Origin of the sequence: Paractinoplanes toevensis (assembly GCF_018332695.1) — a bacterium.
Classification (GTDB): Bacteria; Actinomycetota; Actinomycetes; order Mycobacteriales; family Micromonosporaceae; genus Actinoplanes; species Actinoplanes toevensis.
In genome coordinates this window covers 177,528-191,755 of sequence record NZ_BOQN01000038.1, presented here as the reverse complement: position 1 = coordinate 191,755, position 14,228 = coordinate 177,528, and the positions used below count along the sequence as shown (strand labels likewise).

Below are 14,228 nucleotides of genomic sequence, written 5' to 3'. Positions count from 1 at the left end.
ATCGGTGTCGTGGGGGAAAGCGGGGGCCTGCGGGTAACGCTGCTCGGCACCTTCGAGGTGCGCCGGGGCGAGACCGTCGTGCCCGTGGTCGGTGCCCGGCTGCGCGGCCTGCTGACCCGCCTCGCCCTGGCCGGCGGCCGCCCGGTCGACCCGGGCACGCTGGTCGACGCACTGTGGCCGGAGGACCGCCCGGCCGAGCCGGCCAACGCTCTGCAGTCCCTGGTCTCCCGCCTGCGCAAGATCCTCGGCGGCCCCGGCCTCGTCGCCCAGAGCGAGGGCGGCTATCGGCTCGCCGCAACCGACGACGACGTCGACGCCCTGCGCTTCGAACGGCTGGCCGCGGCCGGCCGGGAACGCCTGCGCGCCGGCGATCCGGAGACCGCAGCCGGCGTGCTCGGCGACGCCGTGATGCTCTGGGGGGAGCCGGCCGCCATTGCCGCCGTCGCCCCAGCCGTGGCGACGCGGTTGGCCCGCGAGTCGGTCGAGGCGGTCGCCGACCTGTCCGGGGCCGAGCTGGCGCTGGGCCGGGCCGCCGAGGCCGAGGCCCGCCTGGCTCCCCTGCTGGTCGCCAATCCGCTCGACGAGCGGGTGGCCGCCCTGCTGATCGACGCGCTCACCGCCCAGGGCCGGGAGGCCGAGGCGCTGGCCCGCTACGAGCAGACCCGGGAGGCGATCGCCGACGCTCTCGGCACCGACCCGGGCGCCGCCCTCCGTGAGCGTCATCTGCGCCTGCTCCACCAAACCGAAATTCCGGAGATGTCCGGATGGGGGGTGAGCCGCCGTTCCCCCGGGAAAGTGTCCGCAGGACCAGGCGCCGCTGGACCAGGCGCCGCAGGGCCGGATGCCGCAGGGCCGGATGCCGCAGGGCCGGATGCCGGCGGGCGGGTGGGCGGAGACGCGCCGACGCCGAGCAATCTGCCCGCGTCGCTGACCAGCTTTGTCGGGCGGGATGACGACCTCGCGCGGATCGAGACCCTGCTTGCCGGTGGGCGGCTGATCACCGTGCTCGGGCCGGGCGGGGCCGGGAAGACCCGGCTCGCGCTGGAGGCCGGCCGCCGGCACCGCCATGAGTACCGTGACGGCACCTGGATGATCGACCTCGCCTCGGTCACCGAGCCGGCCAAGGTCGGCGCCGCGTTCCTGGCCGCGATCGGGCTGCGTGGCACCGCCTTCTTCGAGGGCAAGGTGCCGGTGCCCGGCGACGAGGTCGAGGCCCTCGCCGAACAGCTCGGCGCGCGGCAGATCCTGCTCGTGGTGGACAACTGCGAGCACCTGATCGACGCGGTCGCGCACCTCATCGCCGCGCTGCTGCCGCAGTGCGCCGGGCTGCGGGTCCTGGCCACCAGCCGCGAGCCCCTCGCCGTCGACGGCGAGGCGCTGGTGCCGCTCGGACCGCTCACCCTCCCCGATCCGGCCGACGACGTCGAGACCGCCCGCCGGACGGCGTCGGTGCGGCTGTTCACCGACCGGGCCGCGGCCGTGCGCCCCGGCTTCGACGTCAACGAGAACAACCTGCCCGACATCAGCCGGGTGGTCCGCGGCCTGGACGGTATGCCGCTCGCGCTGGAGCTGGCCGCGGCCCGGCTGCGCACGATGTCGCTGGCCGAGCTGGCGGCCGGGTTGTCCGACCGGTTCCGGCTGCTCACCACCGGCAGCCGCACCGCCCTCCCCCGGCACCGCACGCTGCGCGCAGTCATCGCCTGGAGCTGGGACCTGCTCAGCGACGACGAGCGCACCCTGGCCGACCGGGTCTCGGTGCTGCCCGGCGGCGTCACCGAGGCCTCCGCCTCGGCGGTGTGCCCGGCGATATCGGGCATCGCCGACCTGCTGGCCGCCCTCGTCGACAAATCCCTGCTGCAACTCGCCCCCGATCCCGGCCGCTACCGGATGCTGGAGACGCTCCGCGAGTACGGCATCGAGCGGCTGGCCGAGCAGGGCGCCCTGGAACCCGCCCGGGAGCACGCCGCCCGCTATCTGACCGAGGTCGTGGCCCGGCACGACCCGGAGCTGCGCGGCCCGGGGCAGCTCGTTTCGCTGCGGGCCATGCACGCCGAGTACGACAACATCCTCGCCGCCCTGCGCCACCTGTGCGACTCGGGCGACAGCGCCGGCGCGGTCACCCTGGCCCTCAATCTGTCCTGGTACTGGCAGATGCTCGGCCGGCACGCCGACGCGAGCTACTGGCTCGGCGAGACCCTGGCGGTGCCGGCCGAGCCCGGCCTCGACCGCGACTGCGCCCAGGCGATCCTGCTGCTCAGCGAGATCAACGACCGGTCCGCGATGCTCAGCGAGGCCGCCCAGGACAGTAGGTCCGAGCTGCGGGCCCTTGCCGATCGGCTGCTCACCTACCCGGAAGTGCCCGGCCTGGCCGGCGCGCTGACCGCGGTGACGTTGTTCTTCGTGGAGGAGACCGAGCAGGCGCTCACGATCATGGGGCGGTTCACCGAGGGACCGGACGTGTGGCTGGCCGGGCTGGCCCGGATGTTCCGGGCCCAGTTCGCCGAGAACGCGGGCGACCTGGAGACCGTGCGGGTCGAGGTGCCGCTCGCGCTGGACTGCTTCCGCCGGGCCGGTGACCGCTGGGGCCAGGCCACCGCGCTGCCGATGCGCGCGCTGTTGCGGCAGTACGACGGCGACCTCGACGGCGCGCAGGCCGATCTGCGCGAGGCGCGCACGCTGGCCCGTGAGTTCGGTTCGCTCAGCCTCAGCGACGAGGTCTTCATCGACCTGCGCTGGATCGATCTGAGCACCCGCAGCGGCGACGCCGACGCGGCGATCGCGATGATCGACGACGTCCGGGAGCGGGTGCAGCGGTTGGGCTCGGCCGATTTGGTCATCCTGATCGACGCCCTGGCCGCCGGGCTCCGGTTGCGGCTCGGCGATCTGGATCAGGCCCGCGAGCTGGTCGAACGCGCCGAGGCAGGGATGGCAACCGACCTCACCTTCGCCGCCGACCACGGCCACGCCCTGGTCGGCGCGGTGCGGGCCGCATTGGCGATCGAGACCGGCGACGGCCCGGCGGCCGAGGCGTCCCTGGCCCGGGCCTACGCGGCCGGGCTGAAGACCAAGGACATGCCGATCCTGGCCGTGGTCGCGGTGACCGCGGCCACCCTGGCCGGTTTCTACGAGCGCTACCACGAGGCGGCCGTCATCCTCGGTGCCGCGGCCCGGCTGCGCGGCACCCACGACCGCACCGATCCGGAGACTCGGCGGCTGGTCCAGCGACTCGTCGGTTCGCTGGGCGAGGAGGGCTTCGCCGAGGCGTACGAAATCGGTTGGAAGCTGGACGGGACGACGGCGCGCAAGCAGGTCGACCCGGCTCGGCTGCGCCGCGAGGCGCTGCCGGCCGGGGACCAGGACCGATCCATTCAGGCCCGGCGGGCGTAAGCCCGCAGCGCAAGCGGCACGAAGACCACCAGCAGGCCGGCCATCCAGGCCAGGGTCTGCCACAGCGGGCCGGCCACCGGGCCGCCGACGAGCAGCCCGCGGATCGTGTTGACCAGCGGCGTGATCGGGTTGACGTGCACGAACGCCTGCAGCCAGCCGGGCAGCGTGTTGCTCTGCACGAACACGTTGCTGCCGAACGAGAGCGGGAAGATCAGCAGGAACATCACGCCCTGCACGGCGCCCGAGGTGCGCACCAGCATGCCGACCCAGACCGAGATCCAGCAGAAGCTGAGGCCGAACCCGATGGCCAGGGCGACCGCGGCGACCGCCGGGAGGAACCCGGTCTCGATCCGGAAGCCCATGATCGTGCCGAAGCCCAGCATGACCACGCAGACGGTCAGGTAGCGGACGATGTCCGCGGCCACCGCGCCGACCAGCGGCGCCGAGCGGGCCACCGGCAGCGAGCGGAACCTGTCGAAGACGCCCTTCTCGATGTCGGCGTTGAGGTTCTGGCCGAGCGCGATGCCGCCCATCGCGAGCGACTGGGCGAGCAGGCCAGGAAGCAGGTATTGCAGGTAGCTGTGCCGGTCGCCGCCGGAGAGGGCGCCGCCGAAGATATAGGTGAACAGCAGCAGGAAGATCACCGGCTGCAGGGTCACGTCGATCAGCGCCTCCGGCGTACGGATCGTTTTGATCAAACTTCGGCGCGCGAGTGCCACGCTGTGCCGGACCTGGGCGGCGAACGCGCCGCCGCGTGGCCGGTCGATGTCGAGGTCGGTACTGGTGGGGTCGATCGTCAGGGTGGTCATACGAGCTCAGCCTCCAGCGGCGCGTCTTCGGTCAGGGCGTGGAACACCTCGTCGAGGCTGGGCAGGTGCAGACCGAGGTCGTTGACCTCGATGCCGGCCTGGCGCAGCGCCGGAACGACGATGTCCAGGGCGGTGTCGTCGGCGACCGGCACGCTGACCGCGCCCGGCCGGGCACCCGCGGCGGTGTCGGCGCTCGCCGAGTTACCGGGCGAGGCCACCAGGTCGAGCACCCGCAGCGCGTCCGGCACCCGGCGCGGGTCGGCCGGGCGCACCCGCAGGGTCAGGCCGCCGACGCGGCGCTTGAGCCCGTCCGGGGTGTCGTGCGCGATCACCCGGCCCTTGTTGATCACCACGATCTCGTCGGCGAGCGCGTCCGCCTCCTCCAGATATTGAGTGGTCAGCAGCACGCTGGAGCCCTGGGTGATCTGGGTGCGCACGACGCCCCACATGTCCTCGCGCTTGGCCGGGTCGAGGCCGGTGGTCGGCTCGTCCAGGAAGATCACCTCGGGCCGGCCGACCAGGCTCGCGGCCAGGTCGAGGCGGCGGCGCATGCCACCGGAGTAGGTCTTGGCCTGGCGCCCGGCGGCCTCGCTCAGGTCGAACCACTCGAGCAGCTCGGCGGCGCGCTTGCGGGCGTCGCGGGTGGTCAGGTCGAGCAGCTGGCCGATGAGCACCAGATTCTGGGTGCCGGTGAGGTCCTCGTCGACACTGGCGTACTGGCCGGTCAGGCCGATCCGCCGGCGTACCCGCTGCGGGTGTTCGAGCACGTCGATGCCGGCCACCTCGGCGTACCCCTCGTCGGGTCGCAGCAGGGTGGCGAGCACCCGCACCGCGGTGGTCTTGCCGGCACCGTTGGGCCCGAGCACGCCGAGCACCGTGCCGCGGCGCATCGCGAGGTCCACCCCGTCGAGCGCCTGCGTCTTTCCGAATCGTTTGCGGAGCCCTTCGGCCCGCACCACAAGATCTGTCATGCCGGAAGACTGCGCCGGGCCGCTGACATGGCCCGCACACGCCGCTGACACGCCACTGGCAGGGCGGTTCCGCGCGCCGGCGGCTATCGCAGCCGGGCGCGCAGGCCGGCGGCGAAACCCGCCGGATCCGCGAGGTGCGGGAAGGCCGGCCCGGTGCCGCGACCGGCGGCATGACCTGCACTGACGGGCCAATTTGCGTACGCCGTGAGCACTCCGAGGCCATGGCGCGGCTCGGCGTAGAACCGGAAATACTCCGGCACCTCACCGCCTTCCTCCTCGATCGTCTGCAGGTGGTGTGTGGCGTACGTCTCGGCGAACGCCGCTGCCAGTGGTGCGGCCGAGGCGTGCCCGACGACGATCGGGGCCCGATGCAGGTCGAGGCGGCGCACCAGGCCGGCCAGGTCCCGGGCGAGGTCGGTGAGGCCGGCCTCGTCCCGGGCCGGACTGTCGCCGTGCCCCGGCAGGTCGGGGGCCACCACGGTGCAGACCCGGGCCAGCTCGGCGCCGACCGGCCACCACATGGTGCGGTCGAAGAGCAGGCCGTGCAGCAGCAGAACCGGCCGCCCGTACTGTCCCCACCGGTCGTAGACCAGCGCGTTTCGCGGGCCGCCGGCGATGTGCGTGGTCCGGAGCGGCGGTTGTGGATGCATGCTGCGTCAACCTCCGGGCATGCCGTTCGGTGACCGCCTCCTGCCCGTCGGTGGGCACGGTCACACTTGAGACATGAATGCCGACGTTCTTCTCGTGTTCGGGCGCGGCGTCCGTTTCCGCGGCGGCCGGTGGGAACTGACCCCGGCGAGCGCCGCGCGGGTCCGGGCCGCACGCGACCACGTGCTCGCCCACGCGCCGCACCGGCCGCGGGTCATCTTCAGCGGCGGCTGGCCGGAGGTGAGCACCGGAGCCGCGCCGCCACCGGCCGGCTTCCGCGAGGGCGACCTGATGCTGCGCGCCGCCACCGGCCTGGAGGAGCATGCCGACCTGTTCGCCGAGACCCGCTCGCGAAGCACCCTGGAGAACTTCCTGCGCACCATCGAGGACCGACTCCTGGAGGGGTACGCCTTCGGCGCCGGGCACCCACTCGGCCTGGTCACCCACGACTGGCATCTGCCCCGGGTGCGGTTCCTCGCCGGCAAGGTGCTCGGCCTGCGCGGCGACGCGCTGCTCGACGTGCCGGCCACCGGCGGCGAGCTGCACGACGACCGGCGCGCGCTGCTGGCAGCCCGGTTCGGTCTTCTCGGTGCCCGGCGCGGCGATGTCCTTCTCCGGAGGGAACGCCTCATGGTCGCCCTATTGAGACGGCCCACCACGGGGTAACAGCTCGCCATGCTCGTATTGCTGCCCGTCTACCGGCCCGGCCGGGAATTGTTGCCCCTCCTGAGTGACCTGCGCGGGGAAGCCGCGACGGTGGTGATCGTGGACGATGGCAGCGGCCCGTCCGCGGCGCCGGTGCTCGACGCGGCCGGCGCGCTGGGCTGCACGGTGCTGCGCTGTTTCACCAACCGCGGCAAGGGCGAGGCCCTCAAGACCGGCTTCCGCCACTGCGTCCGGACGTTCCCGGGGCGCGACGTGGTCACCGCGGACGGCGACGGCCAGCACCGGACCGCCGATGTGCGGGCGGTGGCCGCGCGGGCCGGGCGCGACGAACTCGTGCTCGGTGTGCGTCCGCTGGATCGGATGCCGCTGCGCAGCCGGGTCGGCAACGTCATCATCGCGCGGCTCTTCCGGGCGGTGACCGGCCAGTCGGTTTCGGACACCCAGACCGGGCTACGGTCGTACCCTCATCGGCTCTTGAAAGATCTTTGCGACGTGCCCGGCGAGCGCTTCGAGTACGAGATGAACGTGCTGCTCGCCGCGGCCGGTGCGGGGTGCCGCATCACCGAGGTGCCGATTCCCGCTACCTATCTGGACGGCAACTCCGCCTCGAACTTCGGCGGCGTCACCGACTCGGTCCGGGTGGTCGGTTCGCTGATGCGGCACGCCGCCGGTCAGTTCACGACGTAGAGCAGGCGGTTCGGGGTGCCGGTGCCGACGTTGGTCACCACGTTCGGGGTGGCGTTCGTGGTCAGGTACGAGGCGACCTGAGCCGGGGTGTACGAGGGGTTGGCCTGCAGCACGAGCGCGGCCGCCCCGACCACGTGCGGGGTGGCCATCGACGTACCGCTGATCGTGTTGGTGGCGGTCGTGCTCGAATACCACGACGACGTGATGTTGACGCCCGGCGCGAGGATGTCGACGCAGGTGCCGTAGTTGGAGAAGCTCGCGGCCGCGTCGTTGTTCTGGGTCGCGCCGACCGTGATGGCCGTCGCCACCCGGGCCGGCGAGTAGTTGCAGGCGTTCTGCCGCCGGCCGAGGATGTTGCCGTTGCCGGCCGCCACGCCGTAGCTGACGCCGGACGCGATCGACGACGCCACCGCGTTGTCGATGGTGGTGCTGGCGCCGCCGCCGAGGCTCATGTTCGCCACGGCCGGTTTGACCGCGTTGCTGGTCACCCAGTTGATGCCGGAGACGACGCCGGCCGTGGTGCCGCTGCCCGAGCAGTTCAGCACCCGCACGCCCACCAGGCTCACGGTCTTGGCCACGCCGTAGGTGGAGCCGCCGACCGTGCCGGCCACGTGGGTGCCGTGCCCGTTGCAGTCGGTCGCGTTGGCGTCGTTGTCGACGAAGTCGTAGCCGCTGGTGGCCCGGCCGCCGAACTGGGTGTGGGTGGTCAGGATGCCGGTGTCGATAATGTACGCACGGACGCCGGTCCCGGTGCGCGGGTAGGTGTAGGTGGTGCTGAGCGGCAGATTGCGCTGGTCGATGCGGTCCAGGCCCCAGGTGGCGTTGCTCTGCGTGTCGGCGACCGTCCACACCTGGTCCTGCTCGACGTAGGCGACGGCCGGGTCGGCCGCGAGCCGCTTGGCGGCGGACTCGCTCATCTTCGCGGCGAAGCCGTTCAGCGCGGCGCCGTACCGCTCGGTGACCGTGACGCCGGACAGGCCGGCCTTGGTCACCGTGCCGCCGCCCTTGAGGACGACCAGATAGCTGCCCGCGATCGCGGTGGGGCTCCCGGCATAGCGGATCTCGCCGGTCGGGGCAGCGGACACCGGTGTGCCGGCCAGCGTGGACACGAGTGCTGCGAACAGGCCGACGGTGACGATCCGCCGGGCGGGGAGTCGTAGGGTCATCTTCGCTCTCCTCCTATGCATCGTCCTTTGATTAGACAGCTATCTATACGCTGGCGCTACCGGCGTACACCTGGCGTCCATCCGCCGTTTCCCAGCTTGCTTTGAGGTCTCGTCGATAGACACTCCTGATGCGCCTGCCCTTCCGCCGCCGGGACGAGCCCGTGACCCCGGACGTCGTCGGGCACGCGCTGCGGGCGCCGAGCCGGCTGCACTCGTTCAACCGGTACGAGATCAAGTACCTGCTGCCGACTGAGCAGGTTCCCGTGCTGCGCGCCGAGCTGGCCGCCCGGCTGGACGCCGACAGCTACTCCCCCGCCGGTGGGTACGGCGTGTGGAGCCCAGCTGGTCACCCTCCTCGACCTGCGGCCGGTCGCGATCGCCCGGTCACTGTCCTTCGTGCTCAGCGCCATGATCGCCTGGGTCTACCGGTTCACCCACCGCAACGTGTCCTACAGCCAGTGCCGGGCACCTCGTCGACCGTCGGCAGCAGCGAATTCGAACTGGTCAGCCTCGAATCCATCCGCGGCGGCGCCCTGACCGAACTGACCTACACCGTCCGGCTCAAGAAAGGCACCGAACCCGGCACCCTGATCGCTGCCCTGGGTGAAGTCACCGTCCTGACCGGCTACGACCAGGCCGACCTATGACCTCCCTCAAACACCGCATCCCGGTCCGGGTCCGGCACTACTGGAAACTCCTGGCCACCTGCGCCGCGGTGGTGCTCGCGCTCGCCGTGCTGTTCAGCACCGTACGGGTCACGCCGCTGGTCACCAGCGCCGGCGACCGGAGCGGCGACGACGTGACGGTCGACCTGGCCGGCACCACCGACCTGTTCGACGCGACCCGCCCGCACAGCATCAAGCTGACCTTCCGCGACGACGACTACCAGCGCCTGCTCGACTCCTTCTGGAAGAACGGTGAGAAGGACTTCCTCGAAGCCGACCTGACCATCGACGGGACCGCGGTGCCCAGCGTCGGCATCCGGCTCAAGGGCAACTCGACCCTGCAGGGCATCACCCGCGACGGCCAATCGCGCCAGGGCGGCTTCGGCGGCGGCCGCGGCGGTTTCGGGGGCGGCCGAGCGTCGCTCAAGGCCGAGGAACCGGAGAAGCTGCCCTGGCTGATCCGCTTCGACGAGTTCGTCGACGGCCGCCGCTACCAGGGCCACCGCGAGATCGCCGTGCGGGTCGGCGGCATGGGCGGCGGCGCGAGCGTCCTCAACGAGGCGGTCACCCTCAACGTGCTGGCCGCGGCGGGCGAGCCGATCCAGCGGTACGCCTACAGCAGCTTCACCGTCAACGACCGCCCGGCCACCGCCCGGCTCATCGTCGAGCACCCCGACGAGAACTTCACCGCCACCGTGGGGGACGACGGCGTCCTCTACAAGAGCATGGCCACCAGCCAGTTCACCGACCAGGGCGACGACCCCACCGACTACGCCGACGACTTCAAGCAGATCAACCTGAAGGGCAGCCAGGACCTCCAGCCGGTCATCGACCTGATCAAATGGGTGAACGGGAGCAGCGACGCCGACTTCGACCAGCGCCTCGGCGACCACGTCGACGTCGCGTCGTTCGCCCGCTACGTCGCGACCCAGAACCTGCTGACCAACTTCGACGACATGGCCGGCCCCGGCCGCAACTACTACCTCTGGTACGACCTGCGCACCCGCAAGTTCGCGGTGATCGGCTGGGACTACAACCTGGCCCTCTCCGGCGACGCCACCCAGGACCCGCACACGACCGCCAGCATGGGCGGCGGCTTCCGGGGCGGCGGCGGGCTCCCGGGCGGCGGCGCCTTCCCCGGTGGCGGCCAGGAGCCTGCCGCCGGAATGCAGCCGCCCGACGGCGTGCAGCCACCCCAGGGCGGCGGGGGTTTCCGCGGAATGAGCGGCAACAAGCTCAAGGAGCGTTTCCTGGCCTCCGCGGCCTACCGGCCGACGTACGACGAGGCCTACCGCGAGCTGTACCGCAAGATCTTCGCCGGTGCCGCCGCCCTGAACGCCGTCGACACCATCACCAAGGTCGTCACCACCGTGAACGGCGCCGACCCCGCCGCGGTCTCCACCGAGGCGGACACCCTGCGCACGTTCCTCCGCGAGCGCACCCAGTTCCTCGCCACCAACGGGGTCATCACCGGCTGACGGTTCGGCATCGATGTTTTGGCGGCGCCGGGCGGGGAACGCCCATGCCATGCGGATACTCACCCGGTTGGAAGAGGCTCGCTCGCTCGACACGGTCAGTGACAAGCTTCAGGAAGCGGTTCTCGGCGCGTCCCGCCCGCAGCGGCTCAAGGACCTGCTGCACGGCACCTGGCTCGGGCATCCGCTGCACCCCGTGCTGGTTCAGGCGCCGGTCGGCGCGTTCATCAGCACCGCCATCCTCGATCTGCTGCCCGGCACCCGGCGGGCGACCACCACGCTGGTCGCGGTCGGCACCGCCGGGGCGGTTCCGGCCATCGCGGCCGGCCTGGTCGACTGGTCGGAGATGACCAAGGACCGGCGCCGGGTCGGTCTCGTGCACGCCGCGGCCAACGTCGTCGCGGTCGGCCTCTACGCCGGGTCGCTGGTGGCCCGCCTGCGCGGCAACACCGCGCGGGGCAAGGCCCTCGGCTTCGCCGGTCTGTCGGTGGCCGGGCTGGGTGCTTATCTGGGCGGCCATCTGGCGTACGCCCAGAGCGGTGGCGCCAATCAGGCCGCCCCAGAGATCGTCCGCATCCCGGAGGAATGGACCGTCGCCGGTTCCCTGGCGTCGTTCCCGGACCGCAAGCCCGCCGTCCGCACGGTCGGCGACGTGGCCGTCCTGTTCTACCGCGACGGCGCCGACGTCTCGGCGATGATCGAGCGGTGTGGCCACGAGACGGCCCCGCTCGGCGAGGGCGAGGTGGTCGGCACGGGTTCCGACGCGTGCATCGTCTGCCCCTGGCACGGCAGCACCTTCCGGTTGCGCGACGGTGCCGTCGTGCACGGGCCGGCGGCCAGCAATCAGCCGGTCCTGCCGGTCCGCGTGCACGACGGCAACGTCGAGGTGCGCCAGCCCTAGGACTTCTTGTCGTAGCAGTTCACCGCGTTGAGGTCCACGGCGTACCCGCCGTGGTTGCGGTAGTAGGTGAGCACGCCCTTGAAGTCGTTGCAGCGGGCCGTCATCGTGGCGGTAGTGGCCCCGGAGCCGTTGATCGCCTTGGTCACCCGGCCCATGTTGAGCTGGTCCGACGGCGTGTTGAGATCGTGCGACACGGTCCAGTACCACCGCGCGATGTCGGCGCTGTAGGCCGCCGAACGAGCGTCGTCGGGGTGACCGAGGAAGTCGTGGTTCAGGTAGGCGCCGACCGCCCGGTAGTTGTAGTCCCAGGTCAGCTGGGTGAAGCCGCGACCGCAGTACGGGTAGTACTTCATCTTGGCGCTGCAGCCGATCTCCAGCCGGCCGTACTGCACCCCGCTCTCCACCTTGAGCGTGGCGAGGAACGCGGCCACCCGGGCCGGGCTGTTGATGTTGCCGCGGCGCATGGCGGCGTTCAGTGACGGCAGGCCGTCGGTCACCGCCGGGGTCAACGGAATGCCCAGCGCCTCCTTGAGCAGGGCGGGGGTGACCGCGGCGTCGGCCGGCAGGGTGCTGCCGGCGTCGCCGGAGTAGGTCACCCGGCCGAAGTAGGCGGCCGAGCCGAACGCGAACAGCCCGCCGTCGCCGGCGATCATCAGGTAGCCGTCGTTGCGGATCGCGGCCATTCCGAGCACCGGCTTGGCGAGGCGCTGCCCGCCCATCGACCCGAAGAACCTGGCATCGCCGTACGCGAAGATCCCGCCGTCCGCCGCCACCAGTCGATAGCCCTGGCCGCTGGGGGAGCCGGTGATCCCGACGACCGGGGCGTTGAGCGGCTTGCCGCCCATCGAGCCCTTCGCGGGAGCGTCGCCGAACGCGAACACCCCGCCGTCCGCGCCGGCCAGCCAGTAGCCCTGGCCGGACGGGGTGGCGCTGATGCCGACCATCGGCGCGTTGAGCGGCTTGCCGCCCATCGAGCCGGCGAACTTCGCGTCACCGAACGAGAAGATCCCGCCGTCGGCGGCCACCAGCCAGTAGCCCTGCCCGGACGGCGTCGCGGCGATGCCGCGGACCGGGGCGTTGAGCGGCTTGCCGCCCATCGAGCCCTTCGCGGCGGCGTCGCCGAACGCGAACACCCCACCGTCCGCCGCGACCAGCCAGTAGCCCAGGCCGGACGGAGTGGCCGCGATGCCGGTGATCGGGGCGTTGAGCGGCTTGCCGCCCATCGAGCCGTAGAACCTGGCGTCACCGAAGCTGAAGACACCACCGTCCGCGGCGGCGATCCAGTAACCGAGGCCGGACCGGCTGGCGGCGACGCCGACCGGCGGCTTGTGGGTGGTGACGTCGGCCGCCGACGCGGCCGAGGCGGGGGTGATGACGGTCGCCGCGAGGACGACGGCTGCGAGCCAGCGTTTCATGGCGTTCTCCCTAGAACTTGCCGGTGTAGCCGGTCGGGTTGTTGATGAACGGCGCCGAGCCGAACGCGTAGTGCGCGCCGGAGGTGCTGACGATCAGGTAGCCGGGTGCCATGCCGGGCAGCGCGTAGCTGATGTCGGCCGCGTCCCCGGCGATGCTCGGCACGTTGCCGAAATGCTTGGCGTCGCCGAACGCGTACACCTGGCCGGTCATGCTGACCAGCACATATCCGTTGCCGGGGGTGCGGGACAGGCTGACGATCGCCTTCTGGAAACCGGTCGCGTTGCCGTGCCACGGCGCGTCGCCGTACGCGTAGATCTGGCCGGCCGAGGTGAGCAGCCAGTAGCCGCGGCCGGTCGAGGTCGCCTCGATCGCCACGAACTTGCCGGAGTAGCCGGCCGGGCTGCCGCCGTAGTAGGTGTTGCTCGGCGGGTAGGAGTAGACCTGCCCGCTCTCGGACATCAGCCAGTAACCGGTGCCGTCCGGCCGAGCGGCGATCGAGACGATCCGCCCGGCACCCTGCGGGCTGCCGCCGAAGTAGGGGTTGGCGCCCGGGTACGCGTAGACGTGCCCCACCGAGTCGGTCATCCAGTAACCGCGCCCGTTCGGCGCGAGGGCCACGTCGGTGATGCCGGTGTTCCCGGCCGGCTGCCCACCGTGGTAGGCGCCGTTCCAGGCGTAGACCTGCCCGATCGAGCTGACGTCCAGGTAGGAGCTCGGCCCGGTCAGCCGGGAGCCGCCGCCGTTGACGACGTCCGGGTAGCCGGTGCTGCCGCCCGCACCGGTGCCGGAGCCGCGATTGTCCGGGTCGTGCACGACACCTTCGATCGTGTGCGTCGACAGGTACGAGTCGACCCGGCCACCGTGCCATCGGGCCGGCTGCCGCACGACCTTCGCGTTCTGGTTGACCGTGTTGAGGGTGCGGGTCCCGTCCCCGTTGGTGGTGATGCTGTCGATCACCGCGACGTGCCCGGCGAGCCGTCCGTCGGCCAGCCGGGTGCTGCCGCCGCTGAACACCAGCATGTCGCCGGGGACGACCGTGCTGATCGCGCCCTGGGCCTGCCGGGTCATGCCCAGTTTCGCCGCGCCGGTGAAGATGTCGATCGCGCCCGCGACGTTCGGGAAGATCCCCCGGTACCATCCTTTGGCCTGGTAGAAGCGCTGCGCCAGCTCTACGCACTGCCCGGCCGAGCCGACCGGGGCCTGGCCGCCGCAGGTGGTCCACTTGGGCAGGTTGCAGACCGGCACGCCGGTGCCGCCGAACCACTGGCTGCCCGGCAGCAGCACGTTGCCCGCCGCCGCGGCCGCCGGGGACATCGACAGGGGGACGGCCCCGGCCGAGCCGGCGACCAGCGCCAGACCCAGCACCATGGCCCGAATGCGAAACATGTTGCTCCTCGGAGGGATGGAAGTGGTTACCGAGAGCAACCCAAGCAAAGC

12 protein-coding genes are annotated in these 14,228 nt (G+C 71.8%); 6 read left to right on the top strand and 6 right to left on the bottom strand.

The window, feature by feature from the left end; translation table 11 throughout:
• Window positions 1-9 precede the first annotated feature (9 nt).
• Window positions 10-3,387 (top strand): AfsR/SARP family transcriptional regulator, encoded by a 3,378-nt coding sequence (locus tag Ato02nite_RS13665; protein ID WP_246606864.1) that lies wholly within the window; start codon window positions 10-12, stop codon window positions 3,385-3,387.
• On the opposite strand, the gene Ato02nite_RS13660 is transcribed toward Ato02nite_RS13665, so the two are convergent.
• The 3 genes from Ato02nite_RS13660 to Ato02nite_RS13650 form a co-directional block, all read right to left on the bottom strand.
• On the bottom strand, window positions 3,369-4,196 hold the full coding sequence (locus Ato02nite_RS13660) for an ABC transporter permease (RefSeq protein WP_213006847.1): 828 nt from the start codon (window positions 4,194-4,196) through the stop codon (window positions 3,369-3,371). The two genes, Ato02nite_RS13665 and Ato02nite_RS13660, sit on opposite strands and share 19 nt — an antisense overlap.
• Window positions 4,193-5,167, bottom strand: coding sequence for an ATP-binding cassette domain-containing protein (locus Ato02nite_RS13655; protein ID WP_213006846.1), 975 nt, complete (start codon window positions 5,165-5,167; stop codon window positions 4,193-4,195). Before Ato02nite_RS13655 ends, Ato02nite_RS13660 begins: the two co-directional genes overlap by 4 nt.
• An 83-nt stretch (window positions 5,168-5,250) precedes the next feature.
• Complete coding sequence (locus Ato02nite_RS13650) at window positions 5,251-5,817, bottom strand: alpha/beta fold hydrolase (protein ID WP_213006845.1); 567 nt, start codon at window positions 5,815-5,817, stop codon at window positions 5,251-5,253.
• 73 nt (window positions 5,818-5,890) lie between these two features.
• On the opposite strand from Ato02nite_RS13650, the gene Ato02nite_RS13645 reads away from it, so the two are divergent.
• Entirely contained in the window at window positions 5,891-6,481 is a 591-nt protein-coding gene (locus Ato02nite_RS13645; RefSeq protein ID WP_213006844.1) for an ElyC/SanA/YdcF family protein, read from the top strand.
• Window positions 6,482-6,490: 9 nt separating this feature from the next.
• Complete coding sequence (locus Ato02nite_RS13640; protein ID WP_213006843.1) at window positions 6,491-7,168, top strand: glycosyltransferase family 2 protein; 678 nt, start codon at window positions 6,491-6,493, stop codon at window positions 7,166-7,168.
• Here the strand turns inward: Ato02nite_RS13640 and Ato02nite_RS13635 are convergent.
• Window positions 7,153-8,334, bottom strand: a complete 1,182-nt coding sequence (locus Ato02nite_RS13635) for a S8 family peptidase (protein WP_213006842.1) — start codon at window positions 8,332-8,334, stop codon at window positions 7,153-7,155. The two genes, Ato02nite_RS13640 and Ato02nite_RS13635, sit on opposite strands and share 16 nt — an antisense overlap.
• 128 nt (window positions 8,335-8,462) lie before the next feature.
• Here Ato02nite_RS13635 and Ato02nite_RS51575 point away from each other — a divergent pair, with 128 nt between their 5' ends.
• Genes Ato02nite_RS51575 through Ato02nite_RS13615 form a run of 3 tightly spaced genes read left to right on the top strand, consistent with a single transcriptional unit; the run spans window position 8,463 to window position 11,375 of the window.
• Window positions 8,463-8,981, top strand: coding sequence for a hypothetical protein (locus tag Ato02nite_RS51575; protein WP_246606863.1), 519 nt, complete (start codon window positions 8,463-8,465; stop codon window positions 8,979-8,981).
• Window positions 8,978-10,477, top strand: coding sequence for a CotH kinase family protein (locus tag Ato02nite_RS13620; RefSeq protein ID WP_213006841.1), 1,500 nt, complete (start codon window positions 8,978-8,980; stop codon window positions 10,475-10,477). Before Ato02nite_RS51575 ends, Ato02nite_RS13620 begins: the two co-directional genes overlap by 4 nt.
• 49 nt (window positions 10,478-10,526) lie before the next feature.
• Window positions 10,527-11,375, top strand: a complete 849-nt coding sequence (locus Ato02nite_RS13615; protein ID WP_213006840.1) for a Rieske (2Fe-2S) protein — start codon at window positions 10,527-10,529, stop codon at window positions 11,373-11,375.
• Here Ato02nite_RS13615 and Ato02nite_RS13610 read toward each other — a convergent pair.
• Together Ato02nite_RS13610 and Ato02nite_RS13605 are read right to left on the bottom strand one after the other, a co-directional pair.
• On the bottom strand, window positions 11,372-12,790 hold the full coding sequence (locus tag Ato02nite_RS13610; RefSeq protein WP_213006839.1) for a glycoside hydrolase family 19 protein: 1,419 nt from the start codon (window positions 12,788-12,790) through the stop codon (window positions 11,372-11,374). The genes Ato02nite_RS13615 and Ato02nite_RS13610 overlap by 4 nt on opposite strands.
• A gap of 10 nt (window positions 12,791-12,800) precedes the next feature.
• Window positions 12,801-14,177 carry a CHAP domain-containing protein gene (locus Ato02nite_RS13605; RefSeq protein WP_213006838.1) on the bottom strand — a complete coding sequence of 459 codons (1,377 nt, stop codon included), beginning with the start codon at window positions 14,175-14,177 and terminating at the stop codon, window positions 12,801-12,803.
• Between the last annotated feature and the right edge of the window lie 51 nt (window positions 14,178-14,228).